Origin of the sequence: Burkholderia sp. GbtcB21 (genome assembly GCF_019091065.1) — a bacterium.
Taxonomy (GTDB): Bacteria; Pseudomonadota; Gammaproteobacteria; order Burkholderiales; family Burkholderiaceae; genus Burkholderia; species Burkholderia pyrrocinia_C.
Map to the genome: position 1 here is coordinate 125,035 of NZ_JAGXKA010000016.1, position 18,989 is coordinate 144,023.

At 69.6% G+C, this 18,989-nt stretch carries 12 protein-coding genes; 11 read left to right on the forward strand and 1 reads right to left on the reverse strand.

Features of this window, described 5'->3' with window-relative positions; all coding sequences use genetic code 11:
• Positions 1–165 precede the first annotated feature (165 nt).
• The 11 genes from KVT39_RS29490 to nagE all read left to right on the forward strand — a co-directional run bounded on the left by KVT39_RS29490 (position 166) and on the right by nagE (position 16,327).
• Positions 166–1,131 (forward strand): ABC transporter substrate-binding protein, encoded by a 966-nt coding sequence (locus KVT39_RS29490; RefSeq protein WP_034179095.1) that lies wholly within the window; start codon positions 166–168, stop codon positions 1,129–1,131.
• A gap of 139 nt (positions 1,132–1,270) precedes the next feature.
• Positions 1,271–2,167, forward strand: a complete 897-nt coding sequence (locus KVT39_RS29495; protein ID WP_105393573.1) for an ABC transporter permease — start codon at positions 1,271–1,273, stop codon at positions 2,165–2,167.
• 1 nt (position 2,168) lies between these two features.
• Positions 2,169–2,963 carry an ABC transporter ATP-binding protein gene (locus KVT39_RS29500; RefSeq protein ID WP_217590797.1) on the forward strand — a complete coding sequence of 265 codons (795 nt, stop codon included), beginning with the start codon at positions 2,169–2,171 and terminating at the stop codon, positions 2,961–2,963.
• Between the two features lie 288 nt (positions 2,964–3,251).
• Positions 3,252–3,959 (forward strand): translesion DNA synthesis-associated protein ImuA, encoded by a 708-nt coding sequence (gene imuA / locus KVT39_RS29505; RefSeq protein WP_217590798.1) that lies wholly within the window; start codon positions 3,252–3,254, stop codon positions 3,957–3,959.
• On the forward strand, positions 3,892–5,379 hold the full coding sequence (locus KVT39_RS29510) for a DNA polymerase Y family protein (protein WP_217590799.1): 1,488 nt from the start codon (positions 3,892–3,894) through the stop codon (positions 5,377–5,379). Before imuA ends, KVT39_RS29510 begins: the two co-directional genes overlap by 68 nt.
• 6 nt (positions 5,380–5,385) lie before the next feature.
• Positions 5,386–8,589 (forward strand): error-prone DNA polymerase, encoded by a 3,204-nt coding sequence (locus tag KVT39_RS29515; protein ID WP_217590800.1) that lies wholly within the window; start codon positions 5,386–5,388, stop codon positions 8,587–8,589.
• 327 nt (positions 8,590–8,916) lie between these two features.
• On the forward strand, positions 8,917–9,651 hold the full coding sequence (locus tag KVT39_RS29520; protein ID WP_034179089.1) for a GntR family transcriptional regulator: 735 nt from the start codon (positions 8,917–8,919) through the stop codon (positions 9,649–9,651).
• 108 nt (positions 9,652–9,759) lie between these two features.
• Entirely contained in the window at positions 9,760–10,863 is a 1,104-nt protein-coding gene (gene nagA / locus KVT39_RS29525) for an N-acetylglucosamine-6-phosphate deacetylase (protein ID WP_034179088.1), read from the forward strand.
• Positions 10,856–11,872 (forward strand): SIS domain-containing protein, encoded by a 1,017-nt coding sequence (locus tag KVT39_RS29530; protein WP_217590815.1) that lies wholly within the window; start codon positions 10,856–10,858, stop codon positions 11,870–11,872. The genes nagA and KVT39_RS29530 overlap by 8 nt, the downstream gene beginning before the upstream one ends.
• 15 nt (positions 11,873–11,887) lie before the next feature.
• A complete protein-coding gene (gene ptsP, locus KVT39_RS29535; RefSeq protein WP_217590801.1) occupies positions 11,888–14,470 on the forward strand; it encodes a phosphoenolpyruvate--protein phosphotransferase in 2,583 nt (860 codons plus the stop codon).
• A gap of 87 nt (positions 14,471–14,557) precedes the next feature.
• Complete coding sequence (gene nagE, locus KVT39_RS29540; protein WP_217590802.1) at positions 14,558–16,327, forward strand: N-acetylglucosamine-specific PTS transporter subunit IIBC; 1,770 nt, start codon at positions 14,558–14,560, stop codon at positions 16,325–16,327.
• Positions 16,328–16,493: 166 nt separating this feature from the next.
• Here the strand turns inward: nagE and KVT39_RS29545 are convergent, their stop codons facing one another.
• Positions 16,494–18,965, reverse strand: a complete 2,472-nt coding sequence (locus tag KVT39_RS29545; RefSeq protein WP_217590803.1) for a family 20 glycosylhydrolase — start codon at positions 18,963–18,965, stop codon at positions 16,494–16,496.
• Positions 18,966–18,989: the final 24 nt, after the last annotated feature.

Here is an 18,989-nt window from a genome sequence, read left to right on the forward strand (position 1 = left end):
TCAGGTGGTGGTCTGCGGAAATGGTATCCTCGTGCGTTCGCCGCTACGCACCTTCCCGGGGTGCGCGCGGGCCGGCCGCCGCCGAGTTTTACGCGCGGCGGTGCCCGCCTGACGGCGGCGGGAATCCATCATCCAGAACCGACACAATACGGGGGAGACTCACCCATGAAGCGATTCAAGACTTTCGCGATCCGTTCGATCACGGCCGGCGTGGCCGCACTCGCGCTGGCAGGCGCCGCGCACGCGCAGACCGTCAAGGTGCTGTCGATCGTCGACCATCCGGCGCTCGACGCGATCCGCGACGGCGTGCGCGCCGAACTGAAGGCGGAAGGCTACGGCGACGACAAGCTCAAGTGGGAATACCAGAGCGCGCAGGGCAACACGGGCACGGCCGCGCAGATCGCACGCAAGTTCGTCGGCGACAAGCCCGACGTGATCGTCGCGATCGCGACGCCGGCCGCGCAGTCGGTCGTCGCGGCGACGAAGAGCGTGCCGGTCGTCTATTCGGGCGTGACCGATCCGGTCGCCGCGCAGCTCGTGAAGGGCTGGGGCCCGTCGGGCACCAACGTGACTGGCGTGTCCGACAAGCTGCCGCTCGATCGCCAGGTCGCGCTGATCAAGCGCGTCGTGCCGAATGCGAAGACGGTCGGCATGGTCTACAACCCGGGTGAGGCGAATTCGGTCGTCGTCGTGAAGGAGCTCAAGGAGATCCTCGCGAAGCAGGGGATGACGCTGAAGGAAGCGGCCGCGCCGCGTACCGTCGACATCGGCCCGGCCGCGAAGAGCCTGATCGGCAAGGTCGACGTGATCTACACGAACACCGACAACAACGTCGTGTCCGCGTACGAAGCGCTCGTGAAGGTCGCGAACGAAGCGAAGATCCCGCTCGTCGCCGGCGACACCGACAGCGTGAAGCGCGGCGGCATCGCGGCGCTCGGCATCAACTACGGCGACCTCGGCCGCCAGACGGGCAAGGTCGTCGCGCGCATCCTGAAGGGCGAGAAGCCGGGCGCGATCGCGTCGGAGACGAGCAGCAACCTCGAGCTGTTCGCGAATACGGGCGCGGCCGCGAAGCAGGGCGTCACGCTGGCGCCGGATCTCTTGAAGGACGCGAAGACGGTCATCAAGTAAGCTGCGGCCCGACCGCCGCGCTTGCGGGCCCGATCCGGGCCCGAACGACACCGCCGGACGGGCGGCTCCCACCCGGGGCCGCCCGTTCGCTTCACCCGGCCGTACACGTCCGGCCGGGAAGCAACAGGATTTCCCCATCATGTCTCTGTTCTCGTTTCTGGGCGCGCTGGAGATCGGCCTGATCTTCAGTCTCGTCGCCCTCGGGGTGCTGATCTCGTTTCGCATCCTCAACTTCCCCGATCTCACCGTCGACGGCAGTTTTCCGCTCGGCGGGGCCGTCGCCGCGACGCTGATCTCGGCCGGCTACGACCCGTTCTCCGCGACGGTGCTCGCGATCGTCGCGGGCGCGCTGGCCGGCTTCATCACGGGCTGGCTCAACGTGCGCCTGAAGATCATGGATCTGCTCGCGAGCATCCTGATGATGATCGCGCTGTATTCGGTGAACCTGCGGATCATGGGCCGGCCGAACGTGCCGCTGATCACCGAGCCGACGCTGTTCACCGTGCTGCAACCCGACTGGATGCCCGACTACGTGCTGCGCCCGGCGCTGCTCGCGATCGTCGTCGTGGTCGCGAAGCTCGGCCTCGACTGGTTCTTCTCGTCGCAGCTCGGCCTCGCGATGCGCGCGACCGGCGCGAACCCGCGGATGGCGCGTGCGCAAGGCATCGCGACCGGCCGCGCGACGCTTGCCGGGATGGCGCTGTCGAATGCGCTCGTCGCGCTCGCAGGCGCCTTGTTCGCGCAGACGCAGGGCGGCGCGGACATCTCGATGGGGATCGGCACGATCGTGATCGGGCTGGCCGCGGTGATCATCGGCGAGACGCTGCTGCCCGCGCGCCGGCTGGTGCTGACGACGCTTGCCGTCGTGCTCGGCGCGATCGTCTACCGCTTCTTCATCGCGCTCGCGCTGAACAGCGAATTCATCGGCCTGAAGGCGCAGGACCTGAACCTCGTGACGGCCGCGCTCGTCACGATCGCGCTGGTGCTGCCGGCGACGCGCAAGAAGCTGTTCGCGCGCAAGAACGGAGGGGCATGACATGCTGTCCGCACAAGACCTGACACTCACGTTCAATCCCGGCACGCCGATCGAGACGCGCGCGCTGCGCGGGCTGTCGCTCGAGATTCCCGACGGCCAGTTCGTCGCGGTGATCGGCTCGAACGGCGCCGGCAAGTCGACCTTCCTCAATGCGGTCAGCGGCGACCAGCGCGTCGATGCGGGGCGCATCGCGATCGACGGCGCGGACGTCACGCGCCAGCCCGCGTGGGACCGCGCGCACCTCGTCGCGCGCGTGTTCCAGGATCCGATGGCCGGCACCTGCGAGGCGCTGACGATCGAGGAGAACATGGCGCTCGCGACGGCGCGCGGCGTGCGGCGCGGCTTCCGGGCCGCGCTCGACCGTTCGTCGCGCGAGCTGTTCCGCGACAAGCTGCGGCTGCTGAACCTCGGCCTCGAAAACCGGCTGACCGACCGGATCGGGCTGCTGTCGGGCGGCCAGCGGCAGGCCGTGAGCCTGCTGATGGCGTCGCTGCGGCCGTCGCGGATCCTGCTGCTCGACGAGCACACGGCCGCGCTCGACCCGAAGACGGCCGCGTTCGTGCTGGAACTGACCGCGCGCATCGTCGCCGAGAGCCGGCTGACGACGATGATGGTCACGCACAGCATGCGGCAGGCGCTCGACTACGGCGACCGCACGGTGATGCTGCACCAGGGGCAGGTCGTGCTCGATGTGTCGGGCGACGCGCGCAAGGGGCTCGACGTGCCGGACCTGCTGCAGATGTTCGAGAAGGTGCGGCACGAGCAGCTCGACGACGACGCGTTGTTGCTGAGCTAACCTGACGGGCGGTACGCGGCGAGCCGGCGCGATGCGGTGTTGCATCGTGCCGGTTTGCGTGAGGGTTTGCGTGCCGATCCGGCCGGGCGATCCGGCCCGCGTGCGTCGCATCGGGCCGGATGGTCGTGGCGGCGGGCGTGCGGGCGGCCCGATCCGGCGCACCGTAACATGACGGGCGCGCCGGCTTTCCCCCTGTTTTTCCTCTGACAAAAACCGGTTTCGCACCGGCGCTGTGCGACACGGGCGCATTGCCATATACTGTATATCCATACAGTTGTGGGTGGCGTCATGCTCGCATCCTCCATTTCTCCCGAATCCCTTCATCCGTCGCTCTGGCGCGGCTCGCAGCTCGCGTGCGGCGGCCCGCGCACGATCGATACCGGCTTCGCGCCGCTGTCCACCGAGCTGCCGGGCGGCGGCTGGCCGGTCGGCGGGCTCGTCGAACTGCTGGCCGCGCAGCCGGGCTGCGGCGAGATGCGGCTGCTCGCGCCCGCGCTCGCACGCACCGTCAGCGCCCGGCGTCCGCTCGCGCTCGTCGCGCCGCCGCAATCGCCGCATGCGACCGCGCTCGCCAGTCTCGGCGTGCCGGCCGACGCGTTGCTGTGGCTGCGCGCCGGCAGCCGCACGGATGCGTTGTGGGCCGCCGAGCAGGCGCTCAGGACCGGCTGTTGCGGCGCGCTGCTGCTTTGGCAGGACGCGCGGCCCGATGCGCTGCGGCGCCTGCATCTCGCGGCCGCGCGCACGGGCGACACGCTGTTCGTGATGCTGCGTCCGCTGTCGGCCGCGCGGCAGCCGTCGCCGGCCGTGCTGCGCGTCGCGCTGCATCCCGTGCCGGGCGGCGTGTCGCTCGATATCGTCAAGCGTCGCGGGCCCGCGCGCGGCGAGCCGCTCGTGCTCGACCTGCCGTCGCCCATCGTGGAGAGTCGTTATGCGCGTCTTGCTCGGCATCCATCTGCCGCGCCTGCCGCTCGACGTGTGCGCCCCGCAGCCGTCTGACGCAGCGGCCGGCGGCGCCGGCTGCGCGGTGCTCGAGCAAGGCGTCGTGCTGATCGCCGATGCGGCCGCGCGCCGGCAAGGCGTGCGTGCGGGCATGAAGCGCGGCGGCGTGCTGACGCTCGCACCCGACACGCAGCTCGTCGAACGCGATCCCGCGCGCGAGGCCGATGCGCTGCGCGCGGTCGCGCTCGCGTTGCTGCGCTTCTCGCCGTGCGTCGCGCTCGACGACGAAGCCACGCTGATCGTCGACGTCGGCCCGAGCCTGCGCCTGTTCGGCGGCTTGCCGTCACTGTGCCGCCAGGTGCGCGCGACGCTCGCGGCGCTCGGTTATGCGGCGCGCCTGTCCGCCGCGCCGACCGGGCGCGGCGCGTGGCTGCTCGCGCGCACGTCGGCGCGCGCGCGCAGCCGGCGCCGCGTCGCCGGCCACGCGTCGCTCGTCCGCTCGCTCGACGGGCTGCCCTGTGTGCTGCTGCCCGATGCGCGTCCGTATGCGGGCTGGTTCGACGGCCTCGGTTGCCGCACGCTCGCCGATCTGCGCCGCCTGCCGCGCGCGGGGCTGCAGCGCCGCTGCGGTCCCGCGCTGCTGGCCGCGCTCGATCGCGCGTACGGCGACGCGGTCGAGCCGCTTGCGTGGATGGCGGTGCCGCCCGTGTTCGACGTGCGGCTCGAATTGCCGGAGCGCGTCGAATACGCGGAAGCCGTGCTGTTCGCCGCGCGGCGGCTCGTCGTGCAGCTCTGCGGCTGGCTGGCCGCGCGGCAACTGTCGCTGGCCGCAATGACGTTCGATCTCGAGCACGAGCGCGGCCGCCAGGCCGTGCCGCCGACGCCGCTCGAACTCGCGTTCGCCGCACCCGTACGCGACGAGGCGCACTTCATGCGGCTGCTCGGCGAGCGGCTCGCGCGCGTCGAACTGCCGGCCGCGGTGATCGCGGTGCGCCTGAAGGCCACGCGCGTCGAATCGGTCGCGCCGCCGGCGGACGATCTGTTTCCCGAACCGGGCGGCACGCGCGAGACGCGCGCGCGGCTGTTCGAGTTGCTGGTCGCGCGGCTCGGCGCGGAGAACGTGCTGCGCGCGGCGCCGGTTGCCGATCACCGGCCCGAAGCCGCGAACCGCTGGCTGCCGCTCGATGCGCAGGCCGGCAAGCCGGCCGCCGGTCCGCCGGCCGTGCCGCCGCGTCCCGCGTGGCTGCTGGCCGAGCCGCTGCCGTTGCTGATGCGCGGGGAGCGGCCGGTATTTCATACGCCGCTCAGGATGATGTCGTCGGTGGAACGGATCGAGGCCGGGTGGTTCGATGGTCAGCTCGCTGCGCGCGATTACTGCGTCGCGCAGGACGAGGCCGGTGCGTGCTACTGGGTATTCCGGGAGCGGGCGGGGAGCGAGTCCGAGCCGCGCTGGTTCCTGCACGGCCTGTTCGGGTGAACGGTGATGGTTGCGGAATTCAGTTGGCTGCACGATTACGCGGAGTTGTTTTGCCGCTCGAACTTCTCGTTCCTGCATGGCGCGTCGCATGCGGAGGAGTTGGTCGAGCGCGCGTTCGAGCTCGGTTATCGCGGGATCGCGATCACCGACGAATGCTCGCTCGCAGGCGCGGCGCGCATGCATGTCGAGGCGAAGGCGAAAGGGCTGCCGCTCGTCATCGGTTCGTATTTCGAAGTAACCCCGGATGAAGTTGCGCCGGGCCACGATCCTGGCCCCGGCGCGTTCGGGCTCGTGCTGCTCGCGCAGAGCCGCGAGGGTTACGGCAACCTGTCCGAACTGATTTCGTGGCGGCGGATGGCATCGCCGAAGGGCACGTACCGACTGACGTCGCGGATGCTGTCGGTGCCGCCCGAGGAGTTTGCGCACTTGCGCGGAATACCCGACTGCTACGCGATTCTCGTGCCCACGTATCCGGTGCGTGCGGATGTACTCGATGCGCAGGTCGCGTGGTTTCGCACGACATTCGGCGAGCGTGCGCGGCTAGGGCTCGTGCAGTTGCAGCGTGCGCTGGACGGTGCGCAGCGCGAGGAGATTCGTGCGGCCGGCGCGCGGCGCGGCGTGCGCATCGTCGCGCTCGGCGACGTGACGATGCACCGGCGCTCGTGCAAGGCGTTGCAGGACGTGATGACGGCGATCCGCGTCGGGATGCCGGTTTCGGAATGCGGCTATGCGCTCGCGCCGAATGCCGAACAGCACCTGCGTTCGCGGCAGCGTATCGGGCAACTGTTTTCGCCTGAAGAGATCGCGGAAACGTGCGCGATTCTCGATGCGTGTCATTTTGAACTCGATTCGCTGCGCTACGAGTATCCCGACGAAATCGTGCCGAAGGGGCACACGCCGGCGAGTTACCTGGAACAGGAAACCGAGGCAGGGGCGGCCGAGCGCTATCCGCAGGGTATTCCGGAGAAAGTGGAGAAACAGATCCGGTATGAACTCGACCTGATCGCGAAGCTGAGCTACGAACCGTTCTTCCTGACCGTCTACGACATCGTCAAATACGCGCGCAGCCAGAACATCCTGTGTCAGGGCCGAGGCTCGGCAGCGAACTCGGTCGTCTGTTATTGCCTCGGCATCACCGAGGTGAACCCCGAACAGAGCACGATGCTGTTCGAGCGCTTCATCAGCGAGGAACGCGGCGAGCCGCCCGATATCGACGTCGACTTCGAGCATCAGCGTCGGGAAGAAGTGATCCAGCATATCTATGAAAAATACGGACACGATCGCGCCGCGCTCGCCGCTGCCGTATCGACGTATCGCCCGCGCGGCGTGCTGCGCGAAACCGGCAAGGCGCTCGGCGTCGATCCGATGCTGGTCGATCGCGTTGCGAAAGGGCACCGCTGGTTCGACGGCAGCCGCGATCTGCTGCAGAAGTTCGCGACGACCGGGCTCGATCCCGAAACGCCGCTGATCCGCGCATGGGCCGAACTGGCGGGGCGATTGCTCAATTTCCCGCGCCACCTGTCGCAGCACTCCGGCGGCTTCGTGATCAGCCGCGGCAAGCTCACGCGGCTCGTGCCGGTCGAGAACGCGGCGATGGACGGGCGGCGCGTGATCCAGTGGGATAAAGACGATCTCGAGGCACTCGGGCTGATGAAGGTCGACGTGCTGGCGCTCGGCATGCTGTCGGCGCTGCATCGCGCATTCGACATGCGCACCGCATGGCGCGGGCCGCCGGAGCCGGGCGGCGAGCCATTCACGCTGAAACACATTCCGCAGGATGATGAAGCGACCTACGACATGATTTGCCGCGCCGACACGGTCGGCGTGTTCCAGATCGAATCGCGCGCGCAGATGTCGATGCTGCCGCGCCTGCGGCCGCGCAATTATTACGATCTGGTGATCGAGGTGGCGATCGTGCGGCCGGGGCCGATTCAGGGTGGAGCGGTGCATCCCTATCTGAAGCGGCGGCAGGGCATCGAAAAGGTCAGTTACCCGAAGGAAGATCTGAAGCCCGCGCTCGAGCGCACGCAGGGTGTGCCGATCTTCCAGGAGCAGGTGATGCAGGTCGCGATGATCGCGGCCGGCTTCACGCCCGGCGAAGCCGACCAGTTGCGTCGCGCGATGGCCGCGTGGAAGCGCAAGGGCAATCTGGAGCAATATCACCGCAAGATCGTCGACGGGATGCGCGAGCGCGACTATCCGCCCGAATTCGCCGAACAGATCTTCGAACAGATCAAGGGCTTCGGCGATTACGGTTTCCCCGAAAGCCACGCGGCGAGCTTCGCGAAGCTCGCCTACGCCAGCAGTTGGCTCAAATGCCACGAACCGGCGATCTTCCTCGCCGCATTGCTGAACAGCCAGCCGATGGGTTTCTACCCGCCGTCGCAACTCGTGCAGGACGCGAAGCGCCACGGTGTGCAGGTCCTGCCGATCGATGTCACGCAAAGCGACTGGGAGGCATCGCTCGAAGCGCTGCCCGGCCAGCTGCCGCCGCACGGCCAGCCTGCCGTGCGGCTCGGCCTGTCGCTCGTGCGCGGTCTCGGCGAAGCCGCCGCGCGCCGCATCGAAGCCGCACGCGCGGCGGGCCCGTTCGAGAACGTCGACACCCTCGCGCGTCGCGCGCAGCTCGAACGCCGCGACCTCGAAGCGCTCGCCGCCGCGAATGCGCTCGCGACGCTCGCCGGCCATCGCCGCGATGCACTGTGGCAGGCCGTCGCCGCGGCGCCGGAGCGCGACCTGCTCGCCGCCGCGCCGATCGACGAAGCGGAGAAGCCCGCGCTCGGTGCGCCGTCGGAGGCCGACGACATCCTCGCCGACTATCACACCACCGGCCTCACGCTGAACCGCCATCCGGTCGCGCTGCTGCGGCCCGCGCTGCGCGCGCAGCGGCTGTCGTCCGCGGCCGAACTGCGCGACCGCCCCGACGGCCGGCTCGCACGCGCGTGCGGGCTCGTGACCGCGCGGCAGATGCCGGGCACCGCGAAAGGCGTGATGTTCATGACGCTCGAGGACGAAACGGGCTGCGTGAACGTGATCGTCCGGCCCGAACTGCTCGCGCGGCAGCGCCGCGAAACCCTCGATTCGCGGCTGCTCGCGGCGTCCGGCGTGTGGCAGGTCGTGAGCGACGTGAGGCACCTCGTCGCGCAGCATTTCGAGGATCTGACGCCGCTGCTCGGCGGCCTGCGCACGTCGAGCCGCGAATTCCACTGACGCCCCCGACGCGTGCCGCCGGCCCGCGCGGCGCTTCGCCCCACGATGCATACCAGTCGGCTCAACTGGTTCTATCCCGGTCTCATATTCGCACCCGAAACCTGGCTGAACCGGGCACTGGAACTGTCCCCTTGCATACCACTTCGGGTAAATCCCTATCCCGCACATCGTTGTAAACAAAGGATTTCACGGCACTAAAACGCTTGCGCAGCAAGGCTTTCGGCGATTTTCACGCAGCTAATACCAGTTCGTTGACTGGTATTATGGTGGTTATATAATGCGTTCACTTTCGACGGCCCGAGGTCGTCGTCCGACACCCGGAGGCACATGGAAACCGGCTGGTCCGAACTGGCGCCCGATCCCCTCAGCGACACGCCGCTCTACCTGCAGCTCGCCCGCAACCTGGCGAGCGCGATTCACGGCGGCGCGTGGCGGGCCGGCGAGGCGCTGCCGTCGGAGCGGCTGCTGTCGGTGTCGGTCGGCGTATCGCGGATCACGGCCCGCCGCGCACTCGCGCTGCTGGTCGAGCAGGGGCTGATCACGCGGGCGCGCGGTGCGGGCAGCTTCATCACGCCGCGCGTCGCCGATCCGCTGTCGCGTCTCGTCGGCTTCACCGCGAAGATGCAGCAGCGCGGCTTCATGCCCGATTCGGTATGGCTGTCGCGCAAGTTGCGTACCGCGAGCCGCGACGAGATCGTGCATCTCGGCCTCGCGCCGGGCGCGACGGTTGCGCGGCTCGAACGGCTGCGCCGCGCGGACGGCATCGTGATGGCCGTCGAGCATTCGACGCTGCCGGCCGCGGTGGTGCCCGATCCGCAGGCGCTCGGCGCGTCGCTGTACGAATACCTCGAAGCGCGCGGCATGGTCGTCGTGCGCGCACTGCAGCACTTTCGCGCGGTGAACGCGACGCGCGAGATCGCGAAGTGGATGGCGGTGAAGCCGGGTGCGGCACTGCTCGTGATCACGCGCATCGGCTACGGCGCCGACCAGCGCGCGATCGAAGTGACCGAATCGTATTGCCGCGACGACTATTACGACTTCGTCGCCGAACTGAAACGCTGACGCGCGAGACTGCCCGCGCGCCAAGCAACGCGACATGCGCGAAGCAACGACACGGATTTGCAAATCACGACGCGGATGCCCGCGTCACCAGATCATCAAGAGAACGTCATGCTGACTGGAAACATCCTCACCCCCGACGGCTGGATTCACGGTTCGCTCGATAGCGAGAACGGCCGCATCACCACGCTCGACGGTACGCCCGCCGATCCCGCACAGAACGACGCGCCGTACATCCTGCCCGGCTTCATCGACCTGCACGTGCACGGCGGCGGCGGCGCCGACGTGATGGAAGGCGGCGACGCGATCGAGACGATCGCCCGCACGCACGCGCAATTCGGCACGACGAGCCTGCTCGCGACGACGATGACCGCGCCGCGCGACGAACTGATGAAGGTCGTCGGCAATCTCGGCAGCGTCGCGCGCACCCGCACGCCGGGCGGTGCGCGCGTGCTCGGCGTGCACCTCGAAGGGCCGTACATCAACCCCGGCAAGCTCGGCGCGCAGCCCGACGCGGCCGTGTCGGCCGTGCTCGACGAAGTGCTGAAGTACCTGTCGATCGCACCGATCCGCGTCGTCACGCTCGCGCCGGAAATCGCCGGCCACATCGAGATCATCGGCGAGATGGCCGCGCGCGGCGTGCGCGTGCAGCTCGGCCACTCGCTCGCGACCTACGACGATGCCGTCGCCGCGCTCAAGCACGGCGCATGCGGCTTCACGCACCTGTTCAACGCGATGTCGCCGCTGCATCACCGCAACCCGGGCCTGGTGGGTGCGGCGCTTGCGCATGCCGAATACGCGGAAATCATTCCCGACCTGCTGCACGTGCACCCGGGCGCGATTCGTGCTGCGTTGCGCGCGATTCCGCGCCTGTACGTCGTGACCGACAGCACGTCCGCAACCGGCATGCCCGACGGCGAATACCGGCTCGGCAGCCAGCACGTGACGAAGTGCCTCGGCGGCGTGCGGCTCGCCGACGGCACGCTCGCCGGCAGCACGCTGACGATGGACCAGGCGCTGCGCAACCTCGTGTCGCTCGGCCTGCCGATCGCCGACGTGTCGAACCGGATGTCGCGCTATGCGGCCGACTACCTCGGCGTCGCCGATCGCGGCCGCCTCGAGCGCGGCGCATGGGCCGACCTCGCGGTGTTCGATCGCGACCTGAACCTCACCGCGACCTATGTCGAAGGAGAATCGATTGTCGAATATGCTTAAGGAAGCGCGCGAGTCCGCCCAGGTCGTCGCCGCGCAAATCGCCGACACCACGCGCGTCGAAGCGCTCGCCGGCCAATTGCTCGATCACCCGCCGGCCGTCGCGCTGACGGTCGCGCGCGGCAGCTCGGATCACGCCGCGAGCTATTTCGCGAGCCTGACGATGAGCCGCCTCGGCGTGCCGGTCGCGTCGCTGCCGATGTCGGTCGCGACGCTGCAGCAGGCGCCGCTGAAGGTGCAGGATCAACTCGCGATCGCCTTCTCCCAGTCGGGCAAGAGCCCCGACCTCGTCAACACCATGGCCGCGCTGCGCGAAGCCGGCGCGCGCACCGTCGCCGCCGTGAACGTGCTGCCGTCGCCGCTCGCCGATGCGTGCGAGCACCAGTTGCCGCTGCTCGCCGGCCCCGAACTGTCGGTTGCCGCGACGAAGAGCTATATCGCGATGCTGTCGCTGTCCGCGCAGATCGTCGCTTACTGGCAGCGCGACGCCGCGCTGATGACCGCGCTGCGCGGCTTGCCCGACGTGCTCGCGCAGGCCGGCCGGCTCGACTGGTCGCAGGCCGTTGCCGCGCTCGCGGGCATCGAGCGGATGATCGTCATCGGCCGCGGCCTCGGTCTCGCGATCGCGCAGGAAGCCGCGCTGAAGCTGAAGGAAACGTCCGGCATCCAGGCCGAGGCGTTCTCGAGCGCCGAAGTTCGTCACGGCCCGATGGAACTGATCGATCGCGACTATCCGCTGCTCGTGTTCGCGCCGCCGGGGCCCGAACAGGCCGGCCTGCTGCAACTCGCGGAAGACATGCGCGCGCGCGGCGCCGCCGTGCTGCTCGCGGCGCCCGCCGGCACGCCCGGCCTGTCGGGCACGGTGCTGCCGCTCGCGCAGTCCGCCCATCCGGCGCTCGACCCGATCGCCGCCATTCTTTCGTTCTACGTGATGGCGGCGGATCTCGCCGTCGCGCGCGGCCGCAATCCCGACACGCCGCGCCACCTGAACAAAGTCACCGAAACGCACTGATAGCCGAGACAGCCGATGAGACGCGCCGAGGAGTCCCAGTTGAAGAGCCCCACCCACGATCAGATCGTCCTGCTTGCCCCGTTGACGGGGCCGATCGTTCCGCTGGCCGACGTGCCCGATCCGGTGTTCTCCGGCGGGATGTTCGGCGACGGCATCGGCATCGACCCGCTCGCGGGCAAGCTCGTCGCGCCGTGCGCGGGCATCGTGTCGCATCTCGCGCGCACGGGCCACGCGGTGACGATCACGACGCCGCAAGGCGCGGAAGTGCTGTTGCACATCGGCATCGACACCGTCGAGCTGAACGGGCAGGGCTTTACCGCGCACGTCGAGGCCGGCGCACGCGTCGAAGCGGGCGATCTGCTGATCGAGTTCGACCAGGACGCGGTCGCGCGCAGCGCGCATTCGCTCGTGTCGGTGATCGCGATCGCGAACTCCGACGCGTTCGAGGTCGTCGACCGCGCGAGCGGTTTCGCGACGGCCGGCGAGACGCCGCTGCTCGCGCTGCGCGGCAAGGGCGAAGCGGCTGCGCAGGCGGCGCAGGCCGGCGCGGCGGCACACAACGAAGTGCGCCGCGAAATCGTGCTGGCGCAGCCGGGCGGCCTGCACGCGCGGCCGGCCGCGCGTGCGCGTGAGGCCGTGCGCGGGCTCGACGCGACCGTCGACGTGCTGTTCGACGGCCGCAAGGCGTCGATCGCGAGCGTCGTCGGCCTGCTCGGCCTCGGCGCCGGCGAAGGCGCGACGGTCGAACTGGTCGGCCGCGGCGCGCACGCGCAGCAGGCCGTCGATGCGGTCGAGCACGAACTGCTGCGCGAAGCGCACGGCGAAGTCGAGGAAAAGCCGGCGCGACTGAGGTCGCCCGCGCCGCAGACGGCCGCGCGCAACGTCGGCGCGCCGATCGACCCGAACACGCTCGTGGGCGTATGCGCGGCCCCCGGCATCGCGGTCGGCACGCTGGTGCGTCTCGACGATGCGGAAATCGTGCCGCCCGAACAGGCCGCCGGCACGCCGGCCACGGAAAGCCGCCAGCTCGACCAGGCGCTGAAGGCTGTCGACGGCGAACTCGACGAAACGGTGCGCAGCGCATCGGCGCGCGGCGCGGTCGGCGAAGCGGGCATCTTCGCGGTGCATCGCGTGCTGCTCGAGGACCCGACGCTGATCGACGCGGCACGCGACCTGATCAGCCTCGGCAAGAGCGCGGGTTTCGCATGGCGCGCGACGATCCGCACGCAGATCGACACGCTGTCGAAGCTCGACGACGCGCTGCTCGCCGAACGCGCGGCCGACCTGCGCGACATCGAGAAGCGCGTGCTGCGCGCGCTCGGCCACACGAACGGCGCGGCGCGTGCGCTGCCCGACGAGGCCGTGCTCGCGGCCGAGGAATTCACGCCGTCGGACCTGTCGTCGCTCGATCGCCAGCGCGTGACCGCGCTCGTGATGGCGCGCGGCGGTGCGACGTCGCACGCGGCGATCATCGCGCGGCAGCTCGGCATCCCGGCGCTGGTCGCGGTCGGCGATGCGCTGTATGCGATTCCGGACGGCACGCAGGTCGTCGTCGATGCGAGCGCGGGCCGTCTCGAACACGCGCCGACCGCGCTCGACGTCGAACGCGCGCGGCACGAGCGCCAGCGCCTGGAAGGCGTGCGCGAGGCGAACCGGCAGCTGGCAGGCGTTGCCGCCGCGACGGCCGACGGCCGCGCGATCGAGGTGGCCGCGAACATCGCGACGCTCGACGACGCGAACACCGCGGTCGACAACGGCGCGGACGCGGTCGGCCTGCTGCGCACCGAGCTGATGTTCATCCATCGCCAGGCCGCGCCGACGGTCGTCGAACACCAGCAGAGCTACCAGTCGATCGTCGACGCGCTGCAGGGCCGCACGGCGATCATCCGCACGCTCGACGTCGGCGCCGACAAGGAAGTCGACTACCTGACGCTGCCGCCCGAACCGAACCCGGCGCTCGGCCTGCGCGGCATCCGCCTTGCGCAGGTGCGCCCCGATCTGCTCGACGACCAGTTGCAGGGCCTGCTCGCGGTGAAGCCGTTCGGCGCGGTGCGCATCCTGCTGCCGATGGTCACCGACGCGGGCGAGATCGTGCGGCTCAGAAAGCGCATCGACGAGTTCGCGCGCGCGCAGGGCCGCACCGAGCCGATCGAGGTCGGCGTGATGATCGAGGTGCCGTCGGCCGCGCTGCTGGCCGACCAGCTCGCGCAACACGCGGATTTCCTGTCGATCGGCACCAACGACCTGACGCAGTACACGCTTGCGATGGATCGCTGCCAGGCCGACCTGGCCGCGCAATCCGACGGCCTGCATCCGGCCGTGCTGCGCCTGATCGACATCGCGGTGCGCGGCGCTGCGAAGCACGGCAAGTGGGTCGGCGTGTGCGGCGCGCTCGGCGGCGATCCGCTCGCGGTGCCGATTCTGGTCGGCCTCGGCGTGACCGAGCTGTCGGTCGACCCGGTAGTGGTGCCGGGCATCAAGGCGCGTGTGCGCCGTCTCGATTACCAGTTGTGCCGTCAGCGCGCGCAGGATCTGCTCGCGCTCGATTCGGCACAGGCGGTAAGGGCAGCAAGCCGCGAGGTCTGGCCGCTCGACTGAACGTCGAAGGCAGGCTCGCGACCCGTTTCACTACGAGAGCAATTAGGTCAACGACGCTTAACGACGAGACAAGGATTGGAGGACTGAATGAACGGGAATCCGTTTCTGAAAATACAGGGCCTGGGCCGGGCGCTGATGCTGCCGATCGCGGTATTGCCGGTTGCCGGCATCCTGCTGCGGCTCGGCCAGCCGGACGTGTTCAACATCAAGATGATCGCCGACGCCGGCGGCGCGATCTTCGACAACCTGCCGCTGCTGTTCGCGATCGGCGTGGCGGTCGGCTTCGCGAAAGACAACAACGGTGTTGCTGCGCTCGCGGGCGCGATCGGCTACCTGATCGAAACCGCGATCATGAAGGACATCGATCCCAAGCTGAACATGGGCGTGCTGTCCGGGATCATCGCGGGTGTCGTTGCGGGCTTGCTGTACAACCGCTTCAAGGACATCAAGCTGCCGGACTACCTCGCGTTCTTCGGCGGCAAACGGTTCGTGCCGATCATCACGGGGCTGGTCTGCGTGATACTCGGCATCGTGTTCGGCTACGTGTGGCAGCCGGTCCAGCATGCGATCGACGCGGCCGGCCAGTGGCTGACGACGGCGGGCGCGATCGGTGCGTTCGTGTTCGGCTTCCTGAACCGCCTGCTGCTCGTCACGGGCCTGCACCACATCATCAACTCGCTCGCGTGGTTCGTGTTCGGCAACTTCACGCCGCCCGCCGGCGGCGAGATCGTGCACGGCGACCTGCACCGCTTCTTCGCGGGCGACCCGACCGCGGGCACCTTCATGGCCGGCTTCTTCCCGATCATGATGTTCGGCCTGCCGGCAGCGTGTCTGGCCATGCTGCACGAAGCGCCGAAGGAGCGCCGCGCGATGGTCGGCGGCCTGCTGTTCTCGATGGCGCTGACGTCGTTCCTGACCGGCGTGACCGAGCCGATCGAGTTCAGCTTCATGTTCCTCGCGCCGGTGCTGTACGTGATCCACGCGGTGCTGACGGGGCTGTCGCTCGCGATCTGCCAGATCCTCGGCGTGAAGCTCGGCTTCACGTTCTCGGCCGGTGCGATCGACTACGTGCTGAACTACGGGCTGTCGACGAAGGGCTGGATCGCGATTCCGCTCGGCATCGCATACGGCGCCGCGTACTACGGGCTGTTCCGCTTCTTCATCCGCAAGTTCAACATGGCGACGCCGGGCCGTGAGCCGGCATCGGCCGACGCGGCGGCGGAATCGTACGCATCGGGTGGATTCGTCGCGCCGGCTGCGGGCGCCGCATCGGCTGCGGTTGCACCGCGCGCGCAGCGCTACATCGCCGCGCTCGGCGGCGCGGGCAACCTGACGGTCGTCGACGCATGCACGACGCGCCTGCGCCTGACCGTCGTCGATCCGGAGAAGGTATCGGAGCCGGAACTGAAGTCGATCGGCGCGCGCGGCGTGCTCAAGCGCGGCGGCAACAGCGTGCAGGTGATCATCGGGCCCGAGGCCGACCTCATTGCCGACGAGATGCGTACCGCGATCGGCAGCGGTGCGACCGGCGCGGCGTCGACGGCGACGGCCGCCGCGGCGCAGCCGGTCACCGGCGCGGCCGCCGGCCCGCTCGATCCGGAGCCGGCCCGCTGGCTCGCGGTGTTCGGCGGGGCGACCAACGTCGCGTCGCTCGACGCGGTCGCGACCACGCGCCTGCGCGTCGTCGTGCGCGATCCGTCGGCGGTCGATCGCGATCGTCTCGGCGCGCTCGACGTCGCGTGGGTGTCGCTCGACACGTTCCACATCGTCTGCGGCAACGCGGCGGCACGCTATGCCGAACAGCTCGGCGCACGCCTGCCGCCGGCGGCAGGCGGGGCGGCAGCGCAACCGGCATGACGCAATAAGGCCGGCAGGACCCGCGCTGCGGGTTCGGGCCGGTCGGCAGAAACGAAAACGGCTTGCGATGCGTCGCAAGCCGTTTTTGTTTGGTGGGGCGATTGCGCGATGCGTTCGTCCGCATCGCGCATTGCTCAACTGCTCGATCGTGCAGTCATCCAGCCGTTCACGGGTTCGTCAGCGTGAAGGTCGGCTTCCGGTAGCCGATGCCCGCGCGGTCGAGCTTCGGCAATTCGCGTTGCGTGAGCAGCGTCGCGAAACCGGCCCAGTCGCGCTGCAGCGCGGCCGTGTCGACGTGATGCGTATCGCCGCGCTTGTAGCGCACGCCGGCCGCGTACGGCAGCTCCCAGTCGGCCCGGTGCCACGCGCGCTCGGCGAGCGCGAGCAGCCGCGGATAGGCCATGTATTCGAGGAAGGTGTCGTTGCGCATCACCTCGCCCCATGCCTGCCCTTGCATGCCTTCGATGCGCGGCGCGGGGCCCGTGCCCGTTGCCTCGAATGCGTTGCCGCCACGGTCGCCCATCACTTCGGCGTTCTGCGGCAGGTTCTCCGGCGCGAGCGAGAACACCTTGTACTCGTCCGTCGCGTGCGAGCCCCAGTAGTAGCCGCGCTCGCGCGGGTTGAGCGTGTACGGGAAGTCGAAGTACAGGTAGTCGGGCAGCGCCAGCACCGTCAGGTAGCCCTTGCCGCTCAGGTCGCGCGCGCTGTCCGATGCGCCCCAGAAGATCGTGTCCCACAGCGACACCATCACGTGGCGCGTGCCGAAGTCCTGCGGCCCGTTCGCATGCTTGATGCCGTCCTGCCACGCGGCCATCGTGTCGATCCCGTTCGCGTTGACCGCCGCGCTCACCTGTTGCGCGAAACGCGTCGGCAGCTCGTCGATCGACTTGATCTCGCCGCGCTGGAGCAGCGCCGTGCACGCGGGCGAACGCGCCCACGGCTTGTCCTGCGCGGCGAGATCGATGCGGCCCTTGTTCGGGTCGGTGCCGTTCAGCGGCTGGAAGCCCGCGCCGAGCAGGATGTTCTTCGCTTCGTCGCCGCCGTAGTGCCAGATGTGCAGCGGCGCCTGCGCGTCCGCATGCATCGCCGCGATCTCGCGGATCACCTTCGACGCGAAATTGAGCGCGCCCGGCACGCACGGGTTCAGGTCGCTGCGCCGGTCGTAGAACTGCACCGTCAGCAGGTTCGACGTGTCCTGCGGATCGAGCAGCCGGTACGCGTTCGCTTCCTGCTCGCGGCCGGCCGCATGCAGCCGGCGGTAGCGCGCCTCCATCGTCACGACGGCCGCACGCGCATGCGCGGGCATGTCGATCTCGGGAATGATCTCGACGAAACGCGCGGCCGCGTAGCGCACCAGCGCCACGTAGTCGTCGCGCGTCAGGTAGCCGCCGCCCGAGCGGTTGTCCGGGCCGGAGCCGAGTTGCGGCAGCAGGCAGCGCGTCTCGCTCGGGTCGTGGCAGCGGCGCGAGCCGATCTCGGTCAGCTCGGGCAGGCCGGGGATCTCGATGCGCCAGCCTTCGTCGTCGGACAGATGCAGGTGCAGGCGGTTGAGCTTGTACGCACTCATCTGGTCGATCAGGCGGCGCAGTGTCGCCGGGTGCTTGAAGTTGCGCGCGAGGTCGACGTGCATGCCGCGATGCGTGAAGCGCGGCGCATCCTCGACGAGCATCGCCGGGATCGGGCCGCCGCCGGCCGGCGCGAGCGAGAAGAGCGTCTGCACGCCGTAGTAGAGGCCCGCGCGATCGTAGGCTTCGATGAACACGCCGCGCGGTCCGATCGCGAGCCGGTAGCCGCCCGGCGTCGCGATGTCGGCCGGCAGCCGGCGCGGCGCGACGGCACCCCACACGGGCACGCGTGCGCCGTCGAGGCCGAGCGTCGTCGCCCGCTCGCGCAGCGCCGCGACCTGCGCGTCCGGCAGGTTCGGCAACGCGAACTCGACGCCGCGCAGGTCGAGCGTGCCGGGCAGCGGCTGCTCGCGCTTCACGCTCGGCAGCGCACGGCTCGCGTCGGGCCGTGCGGCTACCGGCGGCGCATTGCCGGTCGAGTTGTTCTGCGCGTCGGCCGGCAGCGATTCGACGTAGCGCAGCTCGTTGTCGGTGTCGTTGTAGCGCAGCACGGCGGGCGGCGCGCCGTCGACGACGACGTACGGGCGCGGAATCACGTCGCTGTAGCGCAGCAGCCAGTATTCGGCGACGAACGGCAGCTCGATGCGCTCGCCCGGCGCAAGTCGCACCGAGCCCGGCTGCGGCGTCAGCTCGTACAGGTCGCCCGTGAGCCGCCGCAGCGCGAAGCCCGGACGGTCGATCCGCAGCAGGCGGCGGATGCTGTGCAGATAGAGCTTCCAGCCGCCGTCGGCGATCGCCTGGTGGCCGCGGTTCTGCAGGATCAGGCGGCCCGTCGCGCAGGCCGCGCCGTCGGCGCCGAGATCGGCACACGGCACGCCGGCCGCGGCCGCGTGGTTGTTGTCGACGGCGACGCGCAAGGCGAGGCCGTTCGACAGCAGCGTCGCGAGACTGGCCGTTTGCGCGGTGCCCGCGGTCGCGCCGGACGCGGTCGATGCCGGCTGGGCGGAGATCGCGGCCGGCGACAGCGCCGCGATCAGCACGCCGGCAAAGAGGGATGGCAAGGTACGCTTCATTCGAACTCCTGATAAAAAAGGGGG